26 protein-coding genes and 1 tRNA gene are annotated in these 24,853 nt (G+C 62.0%); 19 read left to right on the top strand and 8 right to left on the bottom strand.

Annotated features, from left to right (window positions below; genetic code table 11):
- Positions 1-351 precede the first annotated feature (351 nt).
- Positions 352-945 (top strand): outer membrane protein, encoded by a 594-nt coding sequence (locus H9Q16_RS05960; protein ID WP_191074423.1) that lies wholly within the window; start codon positions 352-354, stop codon positions 943-945.
- Between the two features lie 35 nt (positions 946-980).
- Here the strand turns inward: H9Q16_RS05960 and H9Q16_RS05955 are convergent, their stop codons facing one another.
- Complete coding sequence (locus tag H9Q16_RS05955) at positions 981-2,162, bottom strand: pyridoxal phosphate-dependent aminotransferase (RefSeq protein WP_191074422.1); 1,182 nt, start codon at positions 2,160-2,162, stop codon at positions 981-983.
- A 312-nt stretch (positions 2,163-2,474) separates the two neighbouring features.
- Between H9Q16_RS05955 and cysS the strand changes: the two genes are divergently transcribed.
- The 4 genes from cysS to H9Q16_RS05935 all read left to right on the top strand — a co-directional run bounded on the left by cysS (position 2,475) and on the right by H9Q16_RS05935 (position 7,252).
- Entirely contained in the window at positions 2,475-3,923 is a 1,449-nt protein-coding gene (gene cysS, locus H9Q16_RS05950) for a cysteine--tRNA ligase (RefSeq protein WP_191074421.1), read from the top strand.
- 229 nt (positions 3,924-4,152) lie between these two features.
- The gene (gene cimA, locus H9Q16_RS05945; RefSeq protein WP_191074420.1) at positions 4,153-5,766 is read left to right on the top strand and encodes a citramalate synthase; all 1,614 of its coding nucleotides are present in this window, start codon (positions 4,153-4,155) and stop codon (positions 5,764-5,766) included.
- A complete protein-coding gene (locus H9Q16_RS05940) occupies positions 5,763-6,479 on the top strand; it encodes a class I SAM-dependent methyltransferase (RefSeq protein WP_246455478.1) in 717 nt (238 codons plus the stop codon). Before cimA ends, H9Q16_RS05940 begins: the two co-directional genes overlap by 4 nt.
- Positions 6,476-7,252 carry a squalene/phytoene synthase family protein gene (locus H9Q16_RS05935; RefSeq protein ID WP_191074419.1) on the top strand — a complete coding sequence of 259 codons (777 nt, stop codon included), beginning with the start codon at positions 6,476-6,478 and terminating at the stop codon, positions 7,250-7,252. Before H9Q16_RS05940 ends, H9Q16_RS05935 begins: the two co-directional genes overlap by 4 nt.
- A 2-nt stretch (positions 7,253-7,254) precedes the next feature.
- Here H9Q16_RS05935 and H9Q16_RS05930 read toward each other — a convergent pair whose 3' ends face one another.
- Complete coding sequence (locus H9Q16_RS05930) at positions 7,255-8,523, bottom strand: MFS transporter (protein ID WP_191074418.1); 1,269 nt, start codon at positions 8,521-8,523, stop codon at positions 7,255-7,257.
- A gap of 93 nt (positions 8,524-8,616) precedes the next feature.
- Between H9Q16_RS05930 and H9Q16_RS05925 the strand changes: the two genes are divergently transcribed.
- The 4 genes from H9Q16_RS05925 (at position 8,617) to H9Q16_RS05910 (ending at position 11,371) form a co-directional block, all read left to right on the top strand.
- Positions 8,617-9,354, top strand: coding sequence for a precorrin-6A/cobalt-precorrin-6A reductase (locus H9Q16_RS05925; protein ID WP_191074417.1), 738 nt, complete (start codon positions 8,617-8,619; stop codon positions 9,352-9,354).
- Positions 9,336-9,983: a DNA-3-methyladenine glycosylase family protein gene (locus tag H9Q16_RS05920; protein ID WP_216859297.1), complete on the top strand. Its 648-nt coding sequence runs from the start codon at positions 9,336-9,338 to the stop codon at positions 9,981-9,983. The genes H9Q16_RS05925 and H9Q16_RS05920 overlap by 19 nt, the downstream gene beginning before the upstream one ends.
- On the top strand, positions 9,983-10,648 hold the full coding sequence (locus tag H9Q16_RS05915; RefSeq protein WP_191074416.1) for an alpha/beta hydrolase: 666 nt from the start codon (positions 9,983-9,985) through the stop codon (positions 10,646-10,648). Before H9Q16_RS05920 ends, H9Q16_RS05915 begins: the two co-directional genes overlap by 1 nt.
- A gap of 138 nt (positions 10,649-10,786) precedes the next feature.
- Complete coding sequence (locus H9Q16_RS05910) at positions 10,787-11,371, top strand: HNH endonuclease (protein WP_191074415.1); 585 nt, start codon at positions 10,787-10,789, stop codon at positions 11,369-11,371.
- 284 nt (positions 11,372-11,655) lie between these two features.
- Here the strand turns inward: H9Q16_RS05910 and xth are convergent, their stop codons facing one another.
- Positions 11,656-12,438 carry an exodeoxyribonuclease III gene (gene xth, locus H9Q16_RS05905; protein WP_191074414.1) on the bottom strand — a complete coding sequence of 261 codons (783 nt, stop codon included), beginning with the start codon at positions 12,436-12,438 and terminating at the stop codon, positions 11,656-11,658.
- 350 nt (positions 12,439-12,788) lie between these two features.
- Between xth and H9Q16_RS05900 the strand changes: the two genes are divergently transcribed.
- Together H9Q16_RS05900 and H9Q16_RS05895 are read left to right on the top strand one after the other, a co-directional pair.
- Entirely contained in the window at positions 12,789-13,136 is a 348-nt protein-coding gene (locus tag H9Q16_RS05900; protein ID WP_191074413.1) for a DUF6749 family protein, read from the top strand.
- Positions 13,137-13,200: 64 nt separating this feature from the next.
- Positions 13,201-14,268, top strand: a complete 1,068-nt coding sequence (locus H9Q16_RS05895; protein WP_191074412.1) for a DUF6902 family protein — start codon at positions 13,201-13,203, stop codon at positions 14,266-14,268.
- Here H9Q16_RS05895 and H9Q16_RS05890 read toward each other — a convergent pair.
- Positions 14,260-14,583, bottom strand: coding sequence for a HesB/IscA family protein (locus tag H9Q16_RS05890; protein WP_191074411.1), 324 nt, complete (start codon positions 14,581-14,583; stop codon positions 14,260-14,262). The two genes, H9Q16_RS05895 and H9Q16_RS05890, sit on opposite strands and share 9 nt — an antisense overlap.
- A gap of 136 nt (positions 14,584-14,719) precedes the next feature.
- Here H9Q16_RS05890 and H9Q16_RS05885 point away from each other — a divergent pair, with 136 nt between their 5' ends.
- The 8 genes from H9Q16_RS05885 (at position 14,720) to H9Q16_RS05850 (ending at position 22,210) form a co-directional block, all read left to right on the top strand.
- On the top strand, positions 14,720-15,862 hold the full coding sequence (locus H9Q16_RS05885; RefSeq protein WP_191074410.1) for a deoxyguanosinetriphosphate triphosphohydrolase: 1,143 nt from the start codon (positions 14,720-14,722) through the stop codon (positions 15,860-15,862).
- 96 nt (positions 15,863-15,958) lie between these two features.
- On the top strand, positions 15,959-16,525 hold the full coding sequence (locus H9Q16_RS05880) for a hypothetical protein (RefSeq protein ID WP_191074409.1): 567 nt from the start codon (positions 15,959-15,961) through the stop codon (positions 16,523-16,525).
- Between the two features lie 76 nt (positions 16,526-16,601).
- Positions 16,602-18,347, top strand: a complete 1,746-nt coding sequence (gene argS / locus H9Q16_RS05875) for an arginine--tRNA ligase (RefSeq protein WP_191074408.1) — start codon at positions 16,602-16,604, stop codon at positions 18,345-18,347.
- Positions 18,348-18,424: 77 nt separating this feature from the next.
- A complete protein-coding gene (locus H9Q16_RS05870; RefSeq protein ID WP_191074407.1) occupies positions 18,425-19,420 on the top strand; it encodes an SPOR domain-containing protein in 996 nt (331 codons plus the stop codon).
- Positions 19,420-20,427 (top strand): beta-N-acetylhexosaminidase, encoded by a 1,008-nt coding sequence (nagZ, locus tag H9Q16_RS05865; protein ID WP_191074406.1) that lies wholly within the window; start codon positions 19,420-19,422, stop codon positions 20,425-20,427. Before H9Q16_RS05870 ends, nagZ begins: the two co-directional genes overlap by 1 nt.
- Positions 20,420-21,202 (top strand): segregation and condensation protein A, encoded by a 783-nt coding sequence (locus tag H9Q16_RS05860; RefSeq protein WP_191074405.1) that lies wholly within the window; start codon positions 20,420-20,422, stop codon positions 21,200-21,202. The genes nagZ and H9Q16_RS05860 overlap by 8 nt, the downstream gene beginning before the upstream one ends.
- Positions 21,203-21,257: 55 nt before the next feature.
- Positions 21,258-21,863 carry an SMC-Scp complex subunit ScpB gene (scpB, locus tag H9Q16_RS05855; RefSeq protein WP_216859361.1) on the top strand — a complete coding sequence of 202 codons (606 nt, stop codon included), beginning with the start codon at positions 21,258-21,260 and terminating at the stop codon, positions 21,861-21,863.
- Positions 21,864-21,961: 98 nt separating this feature from the next.
- Positions 21,962-22,210 (top strand): hypothetical protein, encoded by a 249-nt coding sequence (locus tag H9Q16_RS05850; protein ID WP_191074403.1) that lies wholly within the window; start codon positions 21,962-21,964, stop codon positions 22,208-22,210.
- Here H9Q16_RS05850 and H9Q16_RS05845 read toward each other — a convergent pair.
- From H9Q16_RS05845 to ihfA, 4 genes are all read right to left on the bottom strand, one after another.
- The gene (locus H9Q16_RS05845; RefSeq protein ID WP_191074402.1) at positions 22,207-23,283 is read right to left on the bottom strand and encodes a 2'-deoxycytidine 5'-triphosphate deaminase; all 1,077 of its coding nucleotides are present in this window, start codon (positions 23,281-23,283) and stop codon (positions 22,207-22,209) included. The two genes, H9Q16_RS05850 and H9Q16_RS05845, sit on opposite strands and share 4 nt — an antisense overlap.
- A 61-nt stretch (positions 23,284-23,344) precedes the next feature.
- Positions 23,345-23,421, bottom strand: a tRNA-Pro gene (locus H9Q16_RS05840).
- A 66-nt stretch (positions 23,422-23,487) separates the two neighbouring features.
- Positions 23,488-24,519, bottom strand: a complete 1,032-nt coding sequence (locus tag H9Q16_RS05835; protein WP_191074401.1) for a MerR family transcriptional regulator — start codon at positions 24,517-24,519, stop codon at positions 23,488-23,490.
- A gap of 4 nt (positions 24,520-24,523) precedes the next feature.
- On the bottom strand, positions 24,524-24,826 hold the full coding sequence (gene ihfA, locus H9Q16_RS05830) for an integration host factor subunit alpha (RefSeq protein ID WP_191074400.1): 303 nt from the start codon (positions 24,824-24,826) through the stop codon (positions 24,524-24,526).
- Positions 24,827-24,853 lie beyond the last annotated feature (27 nt).

Genomic DNA, 24,853 nt, shown 5'->3' with positions numbered 1-24,853 from the left:
AGCAGGGCGGCCCCGTGCCGCGCGTCCCCGTTCCGCCCCGATGGTGCGGATGTGACGTGTTACGATGCATCTTTCCGAATGCATGGCTGCTCCCTTAACTGGTTGAAATCCTGCGAAAGAGGGGCGCTGCGTTCTGTTCTGTTTGCGACGCGCGGGTCCGTTTGCGACTTTTTCGCCGCAGGCTGTCAGTTTCGCGGATTGCGCGGGAACCAGCCTGTGAGTGGCGCGCGATCTTGCAGCATTCAGCCCATCACAGGCACGTGACGGGACATCTCAGAAACGCTGCCTATCTGTTTGGTATGAAACGTGCCGTCACCAGCATCGGTGACCGGGAAACTCAAGGAGCAAACGATGAATACGCACCTCAAACTTACGCTTGCCAGCGCCCTGACTGCCGCTGGCCTTGGAACCACAGCCATGGCCGGTACCCTCGCAGATCCGATTGTGACAGCCCCGGTGATCGCGCCGGCCCCGGTGATCGCGGGAACGGACTGGACAGGTTTTTACGGCGGGCTGCAGCTGGGCTATGCGGATGTCGACGGGGATGCCGGGCTGTTGGGCGATGACAACACCTATGGCGTGCACATCGGCTATGATTATGACTTTGGCAATTTCGTCGTCGGTGCAGAGCTGGATTACGACAAGACCGATATTGATCTGAACGGCGGGGCCGCAAGCATCGATTCCGTGGCGCGGCTCAAGTTCAAGGGCGGCTATGATCTGGGCAATACGCTGATCTATGCGACAGCGGGGATGGCGCGGGCCGATACCTCCGTGGGCAACGAGACCGGGCCGTTCCTGGGCCTGGGGCTGACGTACCGTGTCAGCGACAGCTATTCGATCGGTGCGGAACTGCTGGAGCACCGTTTTGACGACGTTGGCGGCACGCCGGGCGCGGATGTGGATGCCACAACATTCAACATTCGGGCATCTTATCGGTTCTGAAGGTTAACTGCCTGAATTGGTCAGAGGCCGGTGCGTTACTGCGCGCCGGCCTTTTCTTCGGCAAATCGCACGAGTGTTTGCAGCGCGGCCTCGAACGCGGTGTCTTCGATGGTCATGGCGACGCGCAGATGACCTGCGGCGGCGGTCCCAAAGCTTTCGCCGGGCATAACGGCAATGTGGTGGGCATCCAGCAGGGCGTCTGCAAAGGCTTCTCCGCTTAGTCCCGTACTGCGCACGTCCAGCATGAGGTACATGGCCCCCTGTGCGGGCACGAGGGAAATCGCGTTCTGTCCGGCCAGTACCTTTTGCGCCAGCGCGCGGCGACGGCGGAAGGGGGCGGCAATCTCGTCCTCCAGCGCCTCGCCCTGGTCAAGGGCAAAGACCGCCGCGTCCTGAATGAAGCCCGGCACGCCATAGGTCGTGTGGGTTGCAAGATTGATCAGATCGGCGATGACCGCCTCGGGGCCGACGATCCAGCCACAGCGCGATCCGGTCATGGCGTGGGATTTTGACATCGAGCCCACGACCAGCGTGCGCTCGGCCATGCCGGGAAGAGTGCGGGGAGAGATATGCTCGCCTTCCCAGACCTGCGTGTCATAGACCTCGTCCGAAATCAGCCAGAGGTCATGGTCGCGGCAGACTGCGGCGATGCCTTCCAGCGTGGTGCGGGAATAGACCACACCGGTCGGGTTGTTTGGCGAATTGATCAGCAGGGACCGCGCGCCATTTGCCTTGGCGGCGATATCGGCAGCGCGGGGTTGAAAGGCGTCATCTGCGCGGGTCCGGATGCAGACCGGTTCGGCGCTGACCCCGCGCAGGGTGCCGGGGTAGGTGGCATAATAGGGATCAAGGTAGAGCGCGATGTCGCCTGGATCGCAGGCGGCGGCATGGGCCGCGAAAAGGGCCGATTGCCCGCCCGGCGTGATCATGACGTTATCGCGGGTGGTCGGGACGCCGGTGCGTGCGGCGACGCGCGCGGCGACCGTGTCGCGCAGGGCATTTGTGCCGGGAACAGCGGCATATCCCGTGTGGCCCGCCATGGCCGCGCGGTGCATGTCCTGCAAGATGGGCGCCGCCGTGCGGATGTCGTGTTCGCCGATGGTCAGTTCGGTGACATCGATTCCGTCGGCGATCATCCTGCGCGCGCGGTTGAACACGCCCCACCCGTCAGAACCACCGCCCAGCAAGCCGCTGATACGTTTGGAGGGATGGGTCATGGCGTTGCTCCGATTGGGCTTTGCGGCAGGGGCGCAGAGGATGCGCGATTCGTCAATCTCTGGTGTTTCGGGTGTGGCGTGCGGTGTGCGGCCTCCGGCGGGGAAGAGGTGTGGCCAGAGAAAGGGGGCCGTGCATGTGTAAGCATGGGTTGGCGGGGCGGCAAACGGGTGTTATGGGTGTGTCATGACCAAGACGATCTGCATTATCTGCTGCATTCCCTGCTGAGACTTCTCTCGCGGGCACCGTTCATGTCATTTCCAATCTGACCAAAGTGTGCAAAGCCCGCGCAACACCTGCGTAAGGACGCCGCCATGACGGACATCAAGCTCTACAATACCGCGACCCGGTCGAAGGAGGATTTTACCCCCATCGATGCAAACGACGTGCGGATGTATGTCTGTGGCCCCACGGTTTATGACCGCGCCCATCTGGGCAATGCGCGCCCCGTGCTGGTGTTTGATGTGCTCTACCGTCTGCTGCGGCACGTCTATGGCGCGGATCACGTGACCTATGTGCGCAATTTCACGGATGTGGATGACCGCATCAATGAGACCGCGCAGAAGCGCAAGGCGGCTGGGGCGGACGGCACGCTGGAAGCGTTGATTGCGGACCGGGCGGATGAAACCATTCAGTGGTATCATGACGACATGGATGCGCTGGGGGCGCTGCGCCCGGATCATGAGCCGCGGGCAACGGCTTATATTGCCCAGATGGTGGCGTTGATCGAACAGCTTATTACGGATGATTTCGCCTATGAAAAAGACGGGCATGTTCTGTTCCGGGTGCGCAAATACGATGACTACGGCAAGCTGTCGGGCCGGTCGGTTGGCGACATGATCGCGGGCGCGCGGGTCGAGGTGGCGCCCTACAAGGAAGATCCGATGGATTTTGTCCTGTGGAAGCCTTCGGACGCTGATCTGCCCGGGTGGAACAGCCCCTGGGGGCGGGGGCGGCCCGGGTGGCACATCGAATGCTCTGCCATGGCAGCCGAGCTTTTGGGGACGTCGTTTGATATCCATGGGGGCGGCAACGATCTGCAGTTTCCGCACCATGAGAACGAGATTGCCCAGTCGCGGTGTGCTGGGCACGGGTTTGCCAACGTCTGGATGCACAACGAGATGCTACAGGTCGAGGGCAAGAAGATGTCCAAGTCTCTGGGGAATTTCTTTACCGTGCGGGATTTGCTGGATCAGGGAGTGCCGGGGGAGGTGATCCGTTTTGTGATGCTCAGCACGCATTACCGCAAGCCGATGGACTGGACCGAGAAGAAGCGGGAAGAGGCGGAGCATAAGCTGAGACGTTACCACGAGATGGTGGCGAAATACCGCGACAGATCAAAGACAAGCGATGGGGAGCCTAGCGCTGAAATCGTCTCCGCTCTCGCGAATGATTTAAATTCCCATGGCGCTTTGTCGCACCTAGATCACCTTGCGAACGAGGCCGCCGAGGCTCAGCAAAGTGACCCCCGCGCCGCCGATCAACTCTACGTCGATCTCGGGTTTCTGGGCATTTTGGATGAGAAAGAGGCGGCGTTTGATTGGTCGAGGTGGAGCGACTCAACTTCTGAGGCATTGGCACCCTACGCCCGAAGGCTCCAAGATGAACGGATCGCGGCAAAAGAGACCAAGGATTTTTCGAAGGTGGATGCGATCAAGGCCATGCTCCAGAAGGCAGGCGTTGAAGTGCGCATGCAACAGGAAACGGTCGATCTGGTCGGTACAGCCGATTTTGACTTTGCCAAGCTGGAGGCGATTGAATGAGCGCCCGACTTCAAACACAGAACGGCCCCCGGCCGCGGGTGGGGGTGACGCCCCCGCCGTCGTGCCGCAAGCATGCCTTTGGTCTGACGGGGGCGGTCGGGGGCTGTTCGTGCAATGTGCACGGACGGGTTTTTGGGTGGGGGCGCTCTGAAGAGACGCGTAGGGCGGGGTTTAGCCCGCCATTGGCGGGTGGCGGGGTAAACCCCGCCCTACGGGTAGGGGATTTGTCATGAAAGAACGCCTCTCCCTCTACGACACCACCCTGCGCGATGGGCAGCAGACGCAGGGCGTGCAGTTTTCGTCTGACGAAAAGCGCGAGATCGCGGCGGCGCTGGACGCGTTGGGCGTGGACTATATCGAAGGCGGATGGCCGGGGGCGAACCCGACGGATTCGGCCTTTTTCGATAACGCGCCCAAGACGCGGGCCAGAATGACTGCTTTTGGTATGACCAAACGGCCCGGTATGTCGGCAGACAATGACGATGTACTGGCGGCGGTGATGAATGCGGGCACGCAATCCGTCTGCCTGGTGGGCAAGACCCATGATTTTCATGTGCAGACGGCGCTGGGCATTGATCTGGAAGAGAACATTGGCCTGCTTTCCGACAGCATCCGCCACCTGACCGCAAAGGGCCGCGAGGCAATTTTTGACGCAGAGCATTTCTTTGACGGCTACAAGGCCAATCCGGCCTATGCGCTGCGGTGTTTGAAGGCGGCACATGATGCAGGCGCGCGCTGGATTGTGCTATGTGACACCAATGGCGGCACCTTGCCCCATGAGGTAGGCCACATCACGGGCGAGGTCATTGCCGCGGGTCTTCCCGGTGATCATCTGGGCATCCACACCCATAACGACACTGAAAACGCCGTGGCCTGTGCGCTGGCTGCTGTGGATGCGGGCGCGCGGCAGATACAGGGCACGCTGAACGGGCTGGGTGAGAGGTGCGGTAATGCGAATCTGACCGCGCTTATTCCGATCCTGTTGCTGAAGGAACCTTATGCGTCTCGCTTTGAGACTGGTGTGACGATGGCGGCGCTGGCGGGGCTCACGCGCACCAGCCGGATGCTGGATGAGATCCTCAACCGGGTGCCGCACAAACAGGCGGGTTTTGTGGGCTCGTCCGCCTTTGCGCACAAGGCGGGGCTGCATGCCAGTGCGATTGCCAAGGACCCCACGACCTATGAGCATATCGACCCTGCGCTGGTCGGGAATGCGCGCGTTGTGCCGATGTCCAATCAGGCCGGGCAATCGAACCTGCGCAAGCGGTTGGTCGAGGCGGGGTTGCAGGTGGACAAGGGCGATCCGGCGCTCGGTTTGATCCTTGATGAGGTGAAAGCGCGCGAGACGGAAGGCTATTCATACGACACCGCGCAGGCCAGTTTCGAGCTGCTGGCACGTGCCGCGCTAGGCCGGATGCCCGATCTGTTTGAGGTCAAGCGCTACCGGGTGACGGTGGAGCGACGCAAGAACAAGTACAACAAAATGGTCAGCCTGTCCGAGGCCGTGGTTGTCGTGAAAGTCGACGGCGAAAAGCGCCTGTCGGTGAGTGAGAGCATGGATGAAACCGGGTCGGATCGCGGGCCTGTGAATGCGCTTTCCAAGGCGCTCTCAAAGGACCTTGGGCAGTATTCCGCGATGCTGGAAGATATGCGGCTGGTCGATTTCAAGGTGCGCATCACGCAAGGCGGCACTGAGGCGGTGACCCGGGTCATCATCGACAGCGAGGACGGGCAGGGGCATCGCTGGTCTACTGTGGGGGTCAGCGCCAACATCGTTGATGCCTCGTTCGAGGCGCTGCTGGATGCGATCCGGTGGAAGTTGATCAGGGATCTCAAGCCATGAGTATGGACGCGTTTTTTGCCCTGCACCGTGATTTGCCGCGCGAGGGCCCGGGGGAGGCTGCGGATGTAGCCTGGGCTGTGGCTATTGCCGGCACGGGGTCATCGGCAGAAATGGCAGATGTGGGCTGCGGCCCGGGCGCGGATATCGCGGCCCTGCTGGAGGTGGCGCCCGAGGGGCATGTCACGGCACTGGATGTGACGCCGCATTTTGTGGCGGCCGCGCGGGCGCGCTGGGCAGGGGACGCGCGGGTGACGGTGCTGAAGGCGGACATGAAGGCGATCGCAAACACTTATGATCTGATCTGGTGCGCAGGGGCGGTCTATTTCATGGGCGTGACCGAGGCGTTGAGCGCCTGGCGCAAGGTGTTGCGGCCCGGCGGGGCCATTGCCTTTACCGAAGCATGCTGGTTCACAGATACCCCGTCAGAGCGTGCGCGTGCCAATTGGGCGCGCGAATACCCCACCATGACCGATGAGGCCGGGGTTGCCGCGCGGATCGCGGCGGCAGGATACGAGGTACTTGAGACGCGCCGCCTGTCGGATCAGGCCTGGGAGAACTATTTCACGCCCATCGACGCGCGGATTTCAGACCTGCGCCCCGGCGCGGATGCGGATGTGGCAGCTGTGCTGGACCAAGCAGAGGAAGAAGCCGCCTGCTGGCGCGCGCACCGGGATGAATACGGTTATCTGCTGAGTGTCGTGCGGCCCGCGTGAGTTTTGACGCGGACCTGAACGCCTGTGCGGCACTGGTTGAACGGGCGGACCCGTCGCGGTTTCGCGCGGCGATGGCCGCACCCGTGGCGGCGCGGCGTGTGCTGTTCCCGCTTTATGCCTTTAACGTTGAGGTCGCGCGCGCGCCCTGGGTCACTCAGGAGGCGATGATCGCCGAGATGCGCCTGCAGTGGTGGCGGGATGTTTGCGAGGAAATTGAACAGGGAGGGCCCGTGCGGCGGCACGAAGTGGCAACCCCGCTGGCGCGCGAAATCGGGCCGGAGGATGCCGCCCTGCTGGACGAGCTGGCAGCAGCCCGCCGATGGGATATCTACCGGGATGCTTTTGAAGATGACGCGCATTTTGACCGGTACATTGATCAGACCTCTGGCAATCTTACATGGGTTGCTGCGCGCAGGCTGGGCGTGGCGGATGAGCTGGTGATCCGCGATGCGGCCTATGCGGCTGGCGTGGCAACCTGGCTGCGCGCCATTCCCGAACTTGAGGCGCGCAATCGTGTGCCGTTGCTGGATGGCACGCCCGAGGGTGTCGCGGCACTGGCGCAGCGCGCGCTGGATCGGCTGGCCCGCGCACGCAAAGGTCGGGCGCGCGTGTCAAAGCCTGCCGCGCAGGCGCTTTGGCACATTGGGCAGGCGGATGCGGTGCTGAAGGCGGCGGCACGCAATCCCGGTCGCGTGGGGCGCGGACAATTGCCCGATCCTGCGCAGGCCGACAGGGGCTGGCTTGGCTGGCGCGTTGTGACGGGCCGCTGGTAGGGCTACGCCGCTTGAGGTTTGGGGCGCGTAACAAGCCAGATCAGGGATCCCCCCGCGAGTGCCAGGAAAGGGATCATCGCCCAGTTCACGGCCGCCCAGCCTTCGACAGCCGATCCGCCCGAGCAGTTCATCAAGCCGCCCGATGCCAGCGAGGCAAAAGTCACGCCGCCAAAGACGATCAGGTCGTTCAGCCCTTGCATTCGGCCCCGTTCGTGGGGCGCATGGGCGCTGGTCAGCATGGTGGTGGCCCCGATGAACCCAAAGTTCCAGCCAAGGCCCAGTAGGATCAGCGCGATATAGAAATTCTCAAGCTGAACGCCCTGCAGCGCGACGATGCCCGCAACCCCCAGAATGAGGATGCCCAGGCCCATGATCCGCTCGACCCCGAAACGGGCAATCAGGTGACCGGTGAAAAAGCTTGGCGCGAACATGGCCAGTACATGCCCGCTGACCACGTTCGAGGCCAGATCGACAAAGCGCTTGCGCTGCTCGGCCAGTGTCATGCCTTCGGTTTCAGAAAGCGGCAGCAAATCACCCGACAGGCCACACCCCACAACCGCCAGCGGCGTTGAGGTCATCACAAGGTTCATCAGGGCATAGGCCACGGTGGCACAGATGATGGCGACGGCAATGCGCGGTGTCTTGATCAGTTCAAGGCGGGTGCGGCCGATGGGGCTGTCCTGCGTGGGGGCTTCGGGTTTGGGGATGTCGATCAACAGGAACAATAGGCTGCCGACGATATTGATGCCGATCACCGCCACGTAGGTGCCCAGAAACGGGACCACGTAGGCGTCGGCAGTGAGCTTGACCATCTGGGGGCCGATAACGGCGGACAACAGGCCACCTGCCATGACATAGGAGATCGCCCTGGGGCGGAAGGCATCAGACGCGGTATCCGCGGCGGCAAAGCGGTAGAAGCCTTGCGCGGACATGTAGACGCCTGTCAGCAAGGAGCCTGCCAGAAAGATGGGAAAGGACGACACATACAGACCGTATGCACCGACCACAGCGCCGAGCGCGCCGCCGATTGCCCCCAGAAAAAACCCTGTGCGACGGCCGAATTTCTGCATGACAGCAGAGACCGGCGTGGCGGACAGCATCGATCCAAGCACGATCATCGAAATCGGCAGCGTTGCAAAGCAGACGTTGGTTGCCAGCGACGTGCCGGCAAGGCCTGCCACCACAAAGAGCATGGGCATTTGCGCGCCCAGAACGGCCTGGGCGGCGACCAGTACGGCCACGTTTCGTTTCGCGCGTTTGTCGTCGATCATCGGTCTCATATCCTCTTGCGCAAAGGCCTACGCCTGCGTCCGGGCGGGGGCAACCCCTTGCGCCCCGCGTGACCGTGCGTAGTGTTCGCGGCCATGAGGAATGGTCTCAGACTTTTGGTATTGGCAGGCAGCGTCGAGGCACGCCGGATGGCGCAAGCGGCCCTTGAGCGCGGGGCAGAGGTGCGCGCAGTGGTGTCCGAGCCGCCGCGCGGGCCCAACCCGATGCCGGTGCCCTGCGATCTGATATCGCTTGATGATCCGTCGGCGGTTGCGCAGGCGGTCAGTCAGGCGGATGCGGTGCTGGATGCAAGCCATGGCTTTGACGCGCAGATGAGCGCGCTGGGGTTCAGAGCCGCCTGTGCTGCGGGCAAGCCGTTCCTGTCCTACCAGCGCCCCGCGTGGGATGTCCTGTGCGACTTCAAGATGCGTGCAACGGCGTCAGTTGAGGCTGCAATGACGGCTATAAGGCCGGGCGCGCGGGTCTTTTCCGCCTGTGGTTGGGCCAGCTTGCCAGCCTGCGCACCCTTTCCGGGTGAGGTTCTTTTTCTCAGGCAGACCAGCCCCCATGACCGGCCCGCGCCCTATCCGTTTGTGTCGCTGGTTTTTGGCGACCCGCCGTTTGATCTGCAAACCGAACGCACGCTGTTCGAAGAGCTGCAGGTGGACACGCTGTTGTGTCGCAACCTGGGGGGGATCGCCAGCCGACCAAAGGTCGATGCCGCCTTGGCACGGGGCATGGACATCATATTGGTTGAGCGTCCGGCCTTGCCGACAGGGGCGAGGGTCGTGAGCGATACCGAGGCAGCGCTTGATTGGGTGGCAGGCTTGTGACGGCAGAGCACCGACGCATAAAGACAGCTGAGGATCTGGCCGAAGGGGCCGCGTGGCTTGCGCAGGCTGAACCGCGTTTTCGACCGGTGTTGGAGCGCACCAGCCCTTTGCCACTACGGCTGAAGCCTCCGGGATTTCGGGGACTGATCGAGATCATCATCTCGCAGCAGGTCAGTGTCGCCTCTGCCAACGCGATACGTGAACGGGCCGAGGTGGCTGGGCTGTATCAGCCTCAATTGGTTCTGGCGGCGGGACAGGACGGGTTGCGCGCCGCCGGGTTCAGCCGCCCCAAGGCGCGCTATGCCGAAGCGCTGGCAGCGGCGGATCTTGACTATGAGGCGCTTGAAACGCTTGACGATGCGGATGCCATCGCGCGCCTGTGCGCCCTGCCGGGGATCGGACCGTGGACGGCGCAGGTCTATGTGATGTTCTGCATGGGGCGGGCGGACGCCTTTCCGCCGGGGGATCTGGCGCTGCAGGTCGCCGCACAGCATGTCTTTGATCTGGCAGACCGGCCAAAGCCGGAGGTGCTGGACGAGATGTCACAGGCCTGGTCGCCCTGGCGGTCGGTTGCGGCGCGGGCGCTCTTTGCCTACTACCGGGTGATCAAGCAGAGGGAAGGGTTGTGATGACGAGGGTTTTGAAGGCAGAGCGCCGCGCAAGCGTGTCGGGGGATGTGCGGTCGGTGGTTGTTTTCCTGCACGGCTATGGCGCCAATGGTGCGGACCTGCTTGGCCTGGCTGATCCTTTGGGCGAACACCTGCCGGATACGCTTTTTGTGGCGCCGGACGCGCCTGAAAATGTGCCGGGGATGCCCAATGGATTTCAGTGGTTTCCGATCCCCTGGATTGATGGATCTTCAGAAGAGGAATCAGAGCGTGGCATGATGCAGGCGGTGGCCGATCTGAACGCTTTTCTGGATGCGCTGATGGTCGATGAGGATGTGTTGCCCGAGCAGGTCGTCCTTTTCGGTTTTTCCCAAGGCACGATGATGGCCCTACATGTGGCACCCCGGCGCGAGGATGAGGTGGCGGGCATCGTGGCGTTTTCAGGTCGGTTGCTGTCACCCGAAACGCTGGCGGATGAGGTGGTGGTGCGCCCGCCGGTTCTGCTGGTGCACGGGGATGCGGACGATGTGGTGCCGCCCCAGTCCTTGCCGCAGGCCGCCGAGGCGCTGCAGGAGGCCGGGTGGCAGGATGTCTATGCGCATGTGATGAAGGGAACGGGCCACGGCATCGCACCTGATGGGCTGAGCGTGGCGCTGGCCTTTATGCGCGACAAGCTGAGCCTTTGACCGGGCCCGGTTGACTGTCACTAGACTGTCGCATTTCTGCGCGATGCAGAGTCGGCACATCTTGTGGTGCAGCTTGGGCTTGCCAGCGCAAAACCACGAGATATAGTCGAAAAAAAGCGGGCAGGAGACCGGACTTCAATGGACGGAGATTTCAGAACCGAATTTACGCGCGCGCCAGGAGCGCTGAAGCACAAACCGGCGCTGGTGCTGAACGCGGATTACAGGCCGCTTAGCTATTATCCGCTGTCGCTGTGGCCCTGGCAGGAAGCAATAAAGGCCAAGTGGCTGGACCGCGTCGATATCGTTGCCGAATATGATGATGTGGTCCGAAGCCCCTCGACGGTGATCAGGATACCGTCGGTGGTCGTGTTGAAAGACTATGTGAAACCTCAAAAGCGCGTGGCCTTCACGCGCTTTAATTTATTTCTGAGGGACGAATTCTGCTGTCAGTATTGCGGCGCAAGGGGGGATCTGACGTTTGATCATGTGGTGCCGCGCGCCTCGGGCGGGGTGACGTCGTGGCAGAATGTGGTTGCGGCCTGTTCGCCCTGCAACCTGCGCAAGGGGGCCAAGCCGCTGCACCGGACCGGGCTGTCGCTGCGCAAGCCGCCGCGTCAGCCGGGGGCAGAAGAACTGCGCAACATGGGGCGCAAGTTTCCACCGAACTATCTGCACGACAGCTGGATGGATTTTCTGTACTGGGACGCCGAACTGGAAGCGTGAGGCGGGTGCTGTCAAAATGCGCGGCTGCGCCGCATTCGATTCATTGATTTTGCGCATTGTCTTTAGGCGGGTTTCTGGGGGCCGATCGCTTCAGGCTCACCATCCCAGAAATGCCGGATCCGTCTTCGATTGATCACCGGTCTGTCAGAACCGCGCCCGCTTCCCAAGTAAAATAGCGGTTTCCGGTGCAGGCACCGGACCCTCCGCGATTTTTCTTGGCAACCGCGCCCTGTTCCGACGCCCTGTTCACAAGCGAAGGCGGCTCCGGCCCAGAGATGGAGGCCTCAGAGGTCGAGGTCGACCCAGACGGGGACGTGATCGGAAGGTTTGTCGCGTCCGCGCACCTCTTTGTCGATCTGCACGTCGCGTAGCAGGTCGGCGATGGTCGGGCTGAGCAGGAAATGGTCGATGCGGATACCATTGTTTCGATTCCAGGCGCCTGCCTGATAATCCCAGAAGCTGTAGTGGCCCGGGCCGGGGGTCCGGGCGCGGAAGGCCTCTGTCAGGCCCAGGTTCAGGAGCTTGCGCCAGGCCGCGCGCGATTCTGACCGAAAGAGCGCATCCTCGCGCCAGCTGTCTGGTTTGGCCGCGTCCTCGGCTTGCGGGATGATGTTGTAGTCGCCCGCCATCAGGAAGGGGGTTTCCTCGGACAAGAGCGCTTGGGCGCGGGCGTGCAGGCGTTCCATCCAGGCGAGTTTGTAGTCGAACTTTGGCCCCGGGGCGGGATTGCCGTTCGGCAGATAAAGACCACAGACGCGCAGCGCGGTGTGCGCGCCCATAACAGTGGCTTCGATCCAGCGGGCCTGGTCGTCGCTGTCATCGCCAGGCAGGCCGCGCGTGACGTCTTCGAGCGGGTGCTTGGAGAGGATCGCCACGCCATTGAAGGATTTCTGGCCGTGGGTTTCAACGTTATAGCCGCGCTCTTCGAAGAGCGCGCTCGGGAAGGCTTCGTCAACCGATTTGATTTCCTGCAAGAGCACAACGTCTGGCTGCGCGTCATCAAGCCACTCGGGCAGGGCGGCGGCCCGGGCCTTGATGCCATTGATGTTGAAGGTGGCGATTTTCATGCCTTAGGGCCTCTTGTTGCCGATTGTGCATAGCTAGCGTGTCGTGCCGTGGCGGGGCAAGGGATGACCTGCATCGGCCGGTTGATTCGGATTATTAGAATGCAATTTAAGCAAGAATGCGTGGCAGCCTGCACAACCTTAGCAATTTTGCTGGGTGTGGATAAGAAAAATTTGGCGTGTGGGTAACCCGGCGGGATTTTGCAAAGCGGGCGGATTGGGGGGCGCTGCTGATGTGGATAAGCATCGCGGTTCCGGCGTTGGTGAAAATTTCCATTTGGCAGATCGTCCTAAACGGGCAAGCGTGGCGGCACTACAACCTGAACTTGCAATCAACCATTAGGGGACAACCAATGAACGCAAACACACAGCTTCGCACCGCACTGACCACCGCTGCCGACGATCGGACCAGCCTTATGGAAGGGGCTGGCGTTGAGATGTTCACATCCGGCTCAGCGCCCGGTGCATCGGATACGTTGATGGGCGATGGGGTCGAGATGTTCACCTCGGGCTCGGCACCGGTGTCCTGCGGGACTTTTGAGGGGGAAGGAACAGCACTTTTCACCTCGGGATCCGCGCCGACCGGAACGGCGGCCATGGCCGGTGAGGGGGTCGAGATGTTCACCACAAGCTGCATTGAGGGACCGCAGACGACGACACGCGATGGTGACGGCGTTCAAATGTTCACCACCAGTTGCTGAACTGAACTGAAAAGGTCAGGCGGCACGTGGGTATGTCGCCTGACCGCATTCCCGGGAGGATCTGATGTCGAATATCGTGACACTTGCGCCGCGCCTGCGGCAGGACAAATCCGCGAAACTTTGCCGTTTGACCACCGGGTTTGCGCGCGACAGGCGGTTGCCGGATGATGTGTTCTGGCTGAAAGAGAACGCGGAATTCCTGGGCATCCTTGCGGCCACGGACACGCCCGTAACGCCAGAGGCGCTGACACCTTTCGAGCAGTTTTACGAACAAATACAGCAGCGTATGCAGTTCTTTCCGCAATATTACCGGTTCCTGCTGTCCATTTGCCTTGATCTGGAGGATCTGGGGCTAACCGGCAGCAGGGGGGCAGAACTGTCGGTCTGGGTGGCACGCGAGGGGCTGGCAGAGGCCGAGCTGTCGGATTTGCAGCGCGCAGAGGCGCGCAGGTTGCTCGCGCGCCGTGATGCGGGGGCACCGGACGAAGGACTTGATGCGCGACTGCACCGGTTCATCAGCCGTTCAGATACGTTTGCGATGCCGAACAAGAAGGCCGCATATGAACTGACCCATATTGTCTTTTACCTGTCGGAGTATGGGCGGCGTGATCCGCAGTTGGGCAGCGGCGCGCTGACCAGCCTGCAGCATGCCGCGCTGCTGGCCTATCTGGATCAGAATGCCGATTTGCTGGCCGAGGTCTGTACCGCGCTGCGGTTTGCCGGTCAGACGCCAAGCCCCGTATGGGAAAAGGCAGTGGCAGGCGCGCATGAAGATATCGGCGTTACGAGCGGGGGGCCGGGCGAACTGAACGATGCCTATCACGAGTATCTGGTGACAGGTTGGGCGATGGAGGTCGCGGGCCGGGATGGGTTTGGCAGCACGGTTCCTGAGGGGCCGCCCCGGTTCCAGCGCGCCTATCTGCCGCAGGGGGCGCTGCGGGCGATGTCGGAGGCGATGTTTGATCTTGGCGATGCACGGCGTGCGGACTGGGGACAGATGCGGCCTTATGTGCTGCCGCTGCTGGGGCCGCAGGGGCACGAGGTACTGGTTGCGGCGGAAGGGTCATCGGACCGGTTCGAGGCGTTTTTTGAAAGCTTTGCACGGGCGGCTAGGCCCACAGGGCTACATTGAAAAGGAGGTGCCGCAGCCGCAGGAGGAAGTAGCATTGGGGTTTTCGATCACAAAGCGGGCCCCGATCAGCTCTTCGGTGAAATCGATGACCGCATTGGTGAGGAAGGGCAGGGAGACGCTGTCGACCACGACTTTCTGACCTTCGCCTTCAAGTACCAGATCATCGTCTTTGGGTTCATCCAGGGCAATCTCGTATTGAAAGCCGGAACAGCCGCCACCTTCGACTGCGACGCGCAGGGCTTTGCCATCGTCTGCGGCACCGATTTCCGACAAACGTTCGAACGCGCGAGGGGTCACGGAGGGGGGCAGGTTCATTGGTTTTCTCCCGGGTTTGGGACCGTCGGTATGACGTCGGTATCACGTCGGTATTGTGTCGGTGCGCGCGTCGGTTTCCATCTTCGCGCCCTTCACATATAGAAAGACGCAGGACAGGCCACAAGGGATCGCCCCAATGCGCGCACCTTTTGCCTCTGATCCGGCCACAGCCAAGGGACGGCAGGTCGCGGAAGAGGAAAGCGCGTTCCGCTCGTGTTATCAGCGCGACCGGGACCGGATCATTCATGCGAGCGCGTTTCGGCGGCTCAAACACAAGACGCAGGTTTTTGTTGAGCACGAGGGCGACTATTTTCGCACCCGCCTGACCCATTCGATCGAGGTGGCACAGGTTGCGCGGACGATTTCAGGGGCGCTGGCGCTGAATGGCGAGCTGACCGAGGCGGTGGCGCTGGCCCATGATCTGGGACACACGCCCTTTGGCCACACGGGTGAGGATGCGCTTCATGCGTTGATGGCGCCCTATGGCGGGTTCGATCACAACGCGCAGACCTTGCGGATCGTCACCTTGCTGGAGCGTCACTACGCTGATTTCGACGGGCTGAACCTGACCTGGGACACGCTGGAGGGGATTGCCAAGCACAATGGGCCCGTGACAGGCGATCTGCCCTATGCGCTGGCGGAATGCGATGCGCAGCTTGATCTGGAACTGCATACCCATGCCAGTGCCGAGGCGCAGGTGGCCGCGCTGAGCGACGATATCGCTTATAACAATCACGATCTCCAGGATGGCTTGCGTGCGGGGCTGTTTTCCGACGATGACATTGCCGGGTTGCCGCTGGTGGGGCGGGCCTATGCGGACGTGGATCAGAAATATCCGGACCTGGACAGCTACCGGCGGCGGCACGAGGCGCTGCGCCGGGTCTTTGGCGTGATGGTGGGCGATGTGATTGAGACATCGCGCGATCTGCTGGCCGCGTCTGGTGCGGGCAGTGCACGGGACATCCGGCATCTGGGCCGCCCGGTCATTCGGTTTTCAGACACGATGTGGGCTGCACTGCGCGAAATCCGCCAGTTCCTGTTTCACCGCATGTACCGGGCCCCGTCCGTAATGCGCAAACGGGCAGAGGTCACGCAGGTGGTTGAGGCGCTTTTCCCGCTGTACCTGCAAGACCCGCAAATGCTGCCGCGCCATTGGTCGCGCCAGATCGAGGACGCAGGGCAGGACAAGACGGCGTTGGCCCGAATGGTGGCCGATTACATCGCGGGCATGACGGACCGGTTTGCGCTGCAGGAACATGCACGCCTGACGGGAATATAGGGCCGCCACTTTTTCTGGCGTCCTGCTTGTGTTAACAAGGGGTTATCCCATTTTGTGGTTGTCCCCTTTTTGTCCTTCAGAGCGCACCCTGACCCCGTGATTATCATCTTGAATGCCGGCCAGCCGCTAGGGCCCGATCTTGCCGCCGCACTTGCGCGTGCTGGCGGTCGGGTGGTGGCGATCGACAGCAGGACCGACAGGCTGGCGCGGCTGGCGGTTGCGCATCCTGAGCGGATCGAACCGCTGGTCATCGCGGACGGTGAGACGGACAAGCTGAGCTTGCTGAAAGACGCCTGGGCGGATGAACCGATCACTTTGGTGGTCAACCTGATGCCGCTGTCCCGGCCCGTCGATATCTCGGCACAGATGCGCGCCCTGTCCATGGTGCTACGCACCACGTTGCGGGGGCTCGTCGCCGGAAAGGGAACTCTTGCGACTGTTGTAGCGCGCCCAGGCGATCCGCTGGCGCTGAACGCGCAGGGGCTGTGTGGTGCGGTGGCGCGTGCGGGTGAGGCCGTGGCGGCAGAAGTGCACGCCAAGGGCGTGCGCGTGCATACGCTGTCGGTGCCAGCAGCGCACCCGGGTGCGGCCCTTGGCATGCTGATCCATCTGGGGAGCGGCACGGCGCAGAACCTGAAGAGCACGACCTTTCATCTGGACTGAGATGTGCAGGCCCCGCGCAGTCAATTGACTGGCGCGGTCCGCATGATACATGGGGCATCCAACAAGGAACGCCGCCATGAACCTATTCGCCCAGATCCGCAGCCTGATCCTGACCACTCTTGAGGGGATGGTGGCCGATGGTGTGCTGCCTGAGGGCCTGAACGTCGACCCGATCACCGCCGAGCCGCCACGCGATGCCGCCCATGGCGACATGGCGACCAATGCCGCCATGGTGTTGGCCAAGCCGGCAGGCATGAAGCCGCGCGATATCGCGCAGGCGCTGGCAGAGCGGTTGTCGATGGATGCGCGCGTCACCTCGGCCGAGGTTGCGGGCCCCGGTTTCCTGAACCTGCGGTTGGCCCCGTCAGTCTGGCAGGGGATCGCCGCCGGCGTTTTGAAAGAGGGTGTTGATTTCGGTCGTGCGGACCTTGGCACGGGACAGAAGGTCAATGTCGAATATGTCTCAGCAAACCCTACGGGGCCTTTGCACGTGGGACATACGCGGGGCGCGGTCTTTGGCGATGCGCTGGCCAGCCTGCTGGATTTCGCCGGGTTCGATGTTACGCGGGAATATTACATCAACGATGGCGGCGCGCAGGTCGATGTATTGGCGCGGTCGGTGTACCTGCGGTACCTTGAGGCCCATGGTCAGGAGGTCGCGTTCGAGGATGGCACCTATCCCGGTGATTATCTGATTGCCGTGGGTCAGGCGCTGAAGGAAAAGGTTGGCGCCGACTATCTGGATCAGGACGAGGGCGTCTGGCTGGCGAACGTGCGGGATTTTTCGACCGACGCCATGATGGAGCTGATCAAGGCTGATCTGGCCGCGTTGGGCGTCGAGATAGATGTGTTTTACTCCGAAAAGTCGCTGTACGGCACGGGCCGGATCGAGGCGGCGCTGGAAGATCTCAAGAACAAGGGCCTGATCTATGAAGGCGTGCTGGAGCCGCCCAAGGGCAAGAAGCCCGAAGATTGGGAGCCGCGCGAGCAAACGCTGTTCAAATCCACAGCGCATGGCGACGACGTGGATCGGCCTGTGATGAAGTCGGATGGCGGCTGGACGTATTTTGCGCCCGACATCGCCTATCACTATGACAAGGTGCAGCGCGGCTTTGACGCGCTGATCGACGTTTTCGGCGCGGATCATGGGGGCTATGTGAAGCGGATGAAGGCGGCGGTGTCGGCCTTGTCTGATGGTCAGGTGTCGCTGGATATCAAGCTGACGCAGTTGGTGAAACTGTTCAAAAACGGGGAGCCGTTCAAGATGTCCAAGCGGGCAGGGACCTTTGTGACCCTGCGCGATGTGGTCGATCAGGTGGGCGCTGATGTGACCCGGTTCGTGATGCTGACGCGCAAGAACGATGCGATGCTGGATTTCGATTTCGACAAGGTGTTGGAACAGTCGCGTGAGAACCCGGTTTTTTATGTGCAATACGCCCACGCGCGGGTCGCATCGGTGTTGCGCAAGGCGACCGAGGCCGGGATTGCGGTGGACGATGCAACGCTTGGGGCCGCTGACCTGTCGAAATTGGATCACGAAGCGGAGTTGGCCTTGTTGCGGAAATTGGCCGAATGGCCCCGGCTGGTCGAGACCGCCGCGCGCTCGAATGAGCCGCACCGGGTGGCTTTCTATCTGTATGAACTGGCAGGAGAATTTCACGGACTCTGGAACCGTGGGAATGAGGATGGGTCGCTGAGATTCATTCAGGAAGACGATGCGGCCACATCGCAGGCAAAAATCGCTCTTGCGCGGGCCACGGCGATTGTAATTGCAGCCGGTCTTGGTATTCTTGGGGTCACACCGGCGCAAGAGATGCGGTAACAGCACAGGCGCGCCGACACAGGCGAACTTCAGGACCAGACCCGCGGCGCGATACGAACGCGGGCAAAGAGGCACAGATGGCAGATTTCACATCCTCCCCCGTGGCGGGGGGCTACGATGATGCAAACATTCATGAGACCGCGTCAAACACGGCGTCCAATCAGTTGATATCTTTTACAAATGCTGCGGGCGCGCTGGTGTCTTTGGCGTTGGTCGTGGGCATCGGTATCTGGGGGTACAAGCTGTTGGTGCGCGATGTCAGTGGCATTCCGGTAGTGCGCGCCGCCGAAGGCGACATGCGCGTGCGTCCCGAAGACCCCGGTGGTCAACTGGCGCAAAATCAGGGGCTGTCCGTCAATGCCGTTGCGGCGGAAGGGGCAGCAGCGGCGCCGGCGGATCAACTGCGTCTGGCACCCCGTCCTGTCGATCTGACCGCTGAGGACCAGATTGTGCCAGCCGCAATGGTTGCACCCACGCCACAGGTTGCCGCACCGGCCACGCCCGATATCACGGCGGCCCTGCAATCTGGCAACGTCGAAGAACTGGTGGCACAACTGACCGACGGGATCGCACCCCTGACCGAAACGCCAGTGACACGGGACACGTCTGTTGCCGCGCTGGTTGAAAGTGCTGTGGCCGAAGCGCTGGAAGATGCGCCGCAGCCCGTCACGGTGGCTGCCGCAGTTCTGGATGCCCCTGGTGTGCGCCAATCCCTGCGACCGCAAAAGCGGCCCAGCCAGCGCGCGCAGGTCGTGCGGGTCTCTGCCAGTGGTGTCGCAACCAACCCTGCTTTGGCCGACGTTGATGCGGCAAGCGTGCCAGTGGGCACGCGGCTTGCGCAACTTGGCGCTTTTGACAGTGAAGCGGTTGCGCGTGAACAATGGGATCAGCTGAACACCCGGTTCGGCACCTATCTGGCTGGCAAGAAGCGTGTGGTGCAGAAGGCCACCAGTGGCGGTCGGGTGTTCTATCGTTTGCGCGCCATGGGGTTCGAAGACATCGCCGATGCGCGGCGTTTTTGTTCGGCACTTGTGGCTGAAAACGCGGATTGCATCCCTGTCGTGACCCGGTGATGGCGCCTTTTGGCGCGACAATTATCGACGCCGATGGGCTTCGGCTGACACCTGACGAAAAGTCCTTTTTCCGCGAGGCCGATCCCTTCGGATTTATCCTGTTTGCCCGCAATATTGACACGCCGGATCAGGTCCGTGCGCTGTGTGACGACATGCGCGATTGCGTGGGCCGCGATGTGATCATCACTGTGGATCAGGAAGGCGGGCGGGTGCAGCGGCTGCGTGCGCCCCATTGGCGTGACTGGCCTGCGCCCTTTGATGTGGTTGAGGCTGCGGGGGACAGGGCGGAGCGGGCGCTTTACTGCATGTACCGCGTGATTGCAGCGGAATTGCACGCCCTTGGCATCGACAGCAATTGTGCCCCGACGCTGGACGTGGCGCGCGCGCATACGCATCCGTTTCTGCGCAACAGGTGTCTGGGCAGCGACCCGGCCCGCGTGGCGGATTTGGGTCGCGCGGCGGCGGACGGGATGCTGGAAGGGGGCGTGGTGCCGGTGATCAAGCACATGCCCGGCCATGGGCTGAGCGCGCTCGACACGCATTTCGATCTGCCGACAGTAAGCGCGGAGCGGCAGGTACTGGATGACATTGATTTTGCGCCGTTCAACGCCCTGAATGATCTGCCCATGGGGATGACCGCGCATCTGGTGTTTGACGCCATTGATCCAAGGCCCGCAACGCTGAGCCCGGACATGATGCGGATCATTCGCGATGACATCGGGTTTGACGGGCTGATCATGACCGATGACATCTCAATGAAGGCGCTTCAGGCGGCCCCCGCCGACAGCGCCCGTGCGGCGATTGTTGCGGGGTGTGATATCGCGCTTTATTGCAATGCGCCGCTTGCCGACCGGATCAAAGTGGTGGAGGCGGCAGGCACGCTGGACGCGCGCGGTATGGCCCGGGCACAGCGGGCAATGAAGGCGCGCAAAACCCCAACAGATGTTGACATTTCCGCCCTCTGCGCCGAATTTGACGCGCTTACGGGTGGAGCTTTGCATGGCTGAGACCACATTCGAAGAAGACGCGGTTTCGGTCGCTGACAGGCTGGCCGCCGAAGCGTTGATCGTGGATGTGGATGGCTTTGAAGGGCCGCTGGATCTGTTGCTGACACTCAGCCGAACCCAGAAGGTCGATCTGCGCAAGATTTCGGTCCTGCACCTGGCGCGGCAGTACCTTGCCTTTGTGGAAAAGGCCAAGTCGCTGCGGCTGGAACTGGCGGCGGATTATCTGGTCATGGCGGCGTGGCTTGCGTTTCTCAAGTCACGGCTGTTGTTGCCGCCTGATCCGACAGAGGACAGCCCGTCGGGCGAGGAACTAGCCGCACATCTGGCGTTTCAGCTTGAGCGTTTGCAGGCGATGCGCGATGCGGCGGCCCGGCTTATGGGGCGCGATCAGCTGGGGCGGGATTTCTTTGCGCGCGGGCAGACCACAGACATGACGCGGGTGCGGCGTGTGACCTATACGGCAACGTTGCTGGACCTGATGCAGGGCTATGCGCGCATTCGCACCCGCGATGAATTCAGACCTTTCGTGATGGACCGTGACGCGGTGTTCACGATGGAACAGGCGCTGGAGCGGATGCGCGGATTGATTGGGTATGCAGGCGAATGGGGCGACTTGATGAGCTTTCTTCCTGAAGGGTGGGAAGCGGACCCGGTACGCCGCCGGTCGGCTACCGCATCGACCTTTGCAGCCTCGCTGGAACTGGTAAAAGAAGGCCATCTGGAAATCCGGCAATCAGAGATGTTTGCCCCGATCCAGCTGCGCAAAAAGGATTAACTGCGTGTCAGAAGAGACGGAAGAGCAAGAAGAAAGCCTGTTCGAGGCCCCGCCGATGGCGGAACAGGAACGTATGATCGAAGCGGTGCTTTTTGCTACCTCAGAACCGATCACGCTGAAAGAGCTTGAGACCCGTATGCCGCATGGCTGCGACGCCGCCGAAGCCATGGTGCATCTGCGCAAGCGCTACGAAGGGCGCGGCGTGCAGGTGGTCAGGGTGGATGATGGCTATGCCTTGCGCACGGCGGCTGATCTGGGGTTCCTGATGCAAAAGGAAACCGTTGAGGTGCGCAAGCTGAGTCGTGCCGCGATCGAGACGCTCGCGATTATTGCCTATCACCAGCCCGTAACCCGCGCCGAGATCGAGGAAATTCGCGGTGTTTCCGTTTCGCGCGGGACGGTGGATCAATTGCTGGAGCTCGAGTGGATCCGCTTTGGGCGGCGCAAGATGACGCCGGGCAGGCCGGTGACATTTGTGGTGACGCAGAACTTTCTGGATCATTTCGGGTTGGAGAATGCGCGCGATCTGCCGGGGCTCAAGGAATTGCGTTCAGCCGGATTGCTGGAGAACCGACCGCCGCCCGGTACGGTACCCGTGCTGGGTGATGGCGAGGAGGAAGAGGACGCGGACGTCAATCAAAGCGAGATGTTCGAAGAATAGCGGGGCGTTAACCAAAACTTCGATTTCACGTCGGGTGGCCTGATTGTTGCCGTATTATCTGCTATAACAGGCACAAGGCAGAGCAAAGGGGCAAACCCATGAACATGAATCGCATCATCAATATGGTCATCCGTCAGGTGATGAACCAACTGATCCGCCGCGGCATGCGCGCAGGGTTCGACAAGGCGGGGCAGGTGGCGGACCGCCGCAAGGCCGCGCGGGGGGAGCCGGTGAAGACACCGCAGGACATGACACCGCAAGAGCGCAAGCAGATGCGCGCAGAGCGCCAGCAGGCCCGGCGGGCACAGCAAGGATTGAAGACCGCGCGCAGGATGTCGCGGTTCTAGCCCGATTTGAAGTGTTTGGAGAGTTTCAGGCCCTGACCCTGATAATTTGACGCGATGTCAGCGCCATAAAGCTGGCTGGGAACCTCGATCATTTTTTCATAGACCAGACGGCCGACGACCTGTCCGTGTTCCAGCACGAAGGGGGCCTCGTGGCAGCGCACTTCGAGCACGCCGCGAGAGCCTGCGCCGCCTGCGTCGGCATAGCCGAACCCGGGGTCGAAGAATCCTGCGTAATGCACACGAAACTCGCCGACCATCGCCAGAAAGGGTGCCATTTCAGCGGCATAGGCGGGCGGGATTGTCACCGCTTCGCGGCTGACAAGGATGTAGAAGGCGCCCGGATCAAGGATGATCTGACCGTTTGAAGTGTGGACTTCTTCCCAGTATTCGGCGGGGTCGTAGTGGCTGATATTGTCGAGATCGATCACGCCGGTGTGCGGTTTGGCGCGGTAGCCGACAAGGGTGGTATCGGGCAGACGTAGATCGACGGAAAAGCCAAGGCCTTCGTCAATGACGGCGTCACCGTCGACCAGTGGTGTTTGCGCGTGCAGGGTGCGCAAGGCATCGTCGTCCAGTACGGCATCGCCGCGACCAAAGCGGATCTGATTCAGCCGCATGCCCGGTCGAACCAGAACAGAGAAAGAGCGCGGGCAGATTTCGGCATAGAGCGGCCCGTGATACCCAGGCGCGATGCGGTCAAATTCTGTGCCTTCGTCGCAGATCGTGCGGGTCAGCAGGTCAAGTCGCCCGGTCGAGCTTTTGGCGTTGGCCACGGCGGACAGATCGTCGGGCAGGGCAAGGCGTTCCATCAGCGGGACGACGTAGACGCAGCCTTTTTCCAGCACGGCGCCGTTGCTCAGATCGACTTCGTGCATCTGAAACTCGGCCAGACGGTCGGTGACTGTCTTGCCCTTTCCGGCCAGGAACGAGGCGCGGACACGATAGGCTTTGGATCCGAGGCGCAGGTCAAGGCTGGCGGGCTGAATTTGCGCAGGGGTCACCGGGGGTGTTGCGGCAATCGCGCCCGCGTCGATCATGGCCGAGAGCTGTTGGTTGGGGATCACGCCATTCATGGGGTCGCACCTTTCACAATGACAAACGCCCGCATCCCAAAGGTGCGGGCGATTTGTGTGATGGTCGGGCTAGCAGGACTCGAACCTGCGACCTTCCGTCCCCCAGACGGACGCGCTACCAGGCTGCGCCATAGCCCGACTATGGGCGCTACATAACCGATCTTGCCCCGCGTGCAAGAGGCAATCGCCGCGTCCATCATTGGTTCAGGCTGGGGGTGGTGTAGGCGCGCCACCGCCACGCCGCCGGGCCGCCATGGAATCGCGCAGACGGGTCAGACGATCCAGCAGCGGGGCCATTGCAGCGGCCTGGCTGCCGCTGACATGGCGCAGGCCGTGGACGCGGGACAGGATGCCGGGGTCTGCTTCAATTTCCGCCTCGGACTGCACCTGCGGCATGCCGATGTCGCGCGGTTTTGGGGCCTGAGGGGCGTCTGGCTCTGGCTCGGGCTCAGCGGTGCTTGCGCTGTGGTCCATATCCGGTGCCGGATCTGTCGGCTGCGCGGGCTCATCCAGGGGGCGGCGCAAAAAGGCGGGCAGGGCGGAGGAGGGCACCGGTTGTTCAGATGGCGCAAGTTCGTCTGCGGTAGGTGTGACGGCCTCGGTCGCGTCGTCCGACGCGGGCGCGATGTCATCGGCCACTAGTGCTTCGGTCATCGGCTCAGGCTCGGCATCGGCCGCTTCGATTGGGGCAGGCTCTGGATCGACGGCCTCGGGAAGTTCCTCTGTTGCTGCGGCGGGCGCGTCTTCCATCATCTCGTCGACAGGCGCTGGCGCGCTGTCCTGCGGCGGTGCAACGGGTTCCGGGGCATCACCGAAAAGATCGGTGCCTGCATCCATCACCGGAGCGGGGGCGTCTTCTGCGGGCGTCTCAAAGCTGAGGACGACGCCTTTTTCCTCGGCGACGGGTTCGGGTTCCGGCGTTGGGGCCGGGGCGTCATCAAGCTGGGAAATCGTAAGATCATCAAGCGGTTGGGACAGATCTGCCACGTGGCTCATCCCTTCTTCGCGCAGGATTTTCTGGACCCCTTTGATGGTCAGCCCATCGTCGTGCAAAAGCCGCTTGATGCCGCCCAGCAACAGCATGTCGGTCGGACGGTAATAGCGACGGCCCCCGGCGCGTTTGATCGGCTTGACCTGAGAAAACTTGCTTTCCCAAAAGCGTAGCACGTGGGCCTGGATGCCCAGCCACTCGGCAACTTCAGAGATCGTGCGAAACGCTTCGGGCGACTTGGCCATCAGATCAGGATTTATTGCCGCTTGCGACGCGGTCCTTCATCAGATGGGAGGGGCGGAATGTGAGAACCCGGCGGGGGTTGATTGGCACTTCCTCACCGGTTTTGGGGTTGCGGCCCACGCGTGCGGTCTTGTCACGCACGGAAAAGGTGCCAAAGGAAGAAATCTTGACCTGTTCACCGGCCACAAGCGCATCGGACATCTGGTCCAGAACGGATTCTACCAATTGCGCACTTTCGTTGCGCGACAGACCCACTTCGCGGAAAACCGCTTCGCTCAGGTCCATGCGCGTCAAAGTCTTATCAGACATAATGTCCCCCATGTTTCAGCCAACATA

Origin of the sequence: Sulfitobacter aestuariivivens, assembly GCF_014763045.1 — a bacterium.
Taxonomy (GTDB): Bacteria; Pseudomonadota; Alphaproteobacteria; order Rhodobacterales; family Rhodobacteraceae; genus Sulfitobacter; species Sulfitobacter aestuariivivens.
This window is presented reverse-complemented; position numbering and strand designations above follow the sequence as displayed.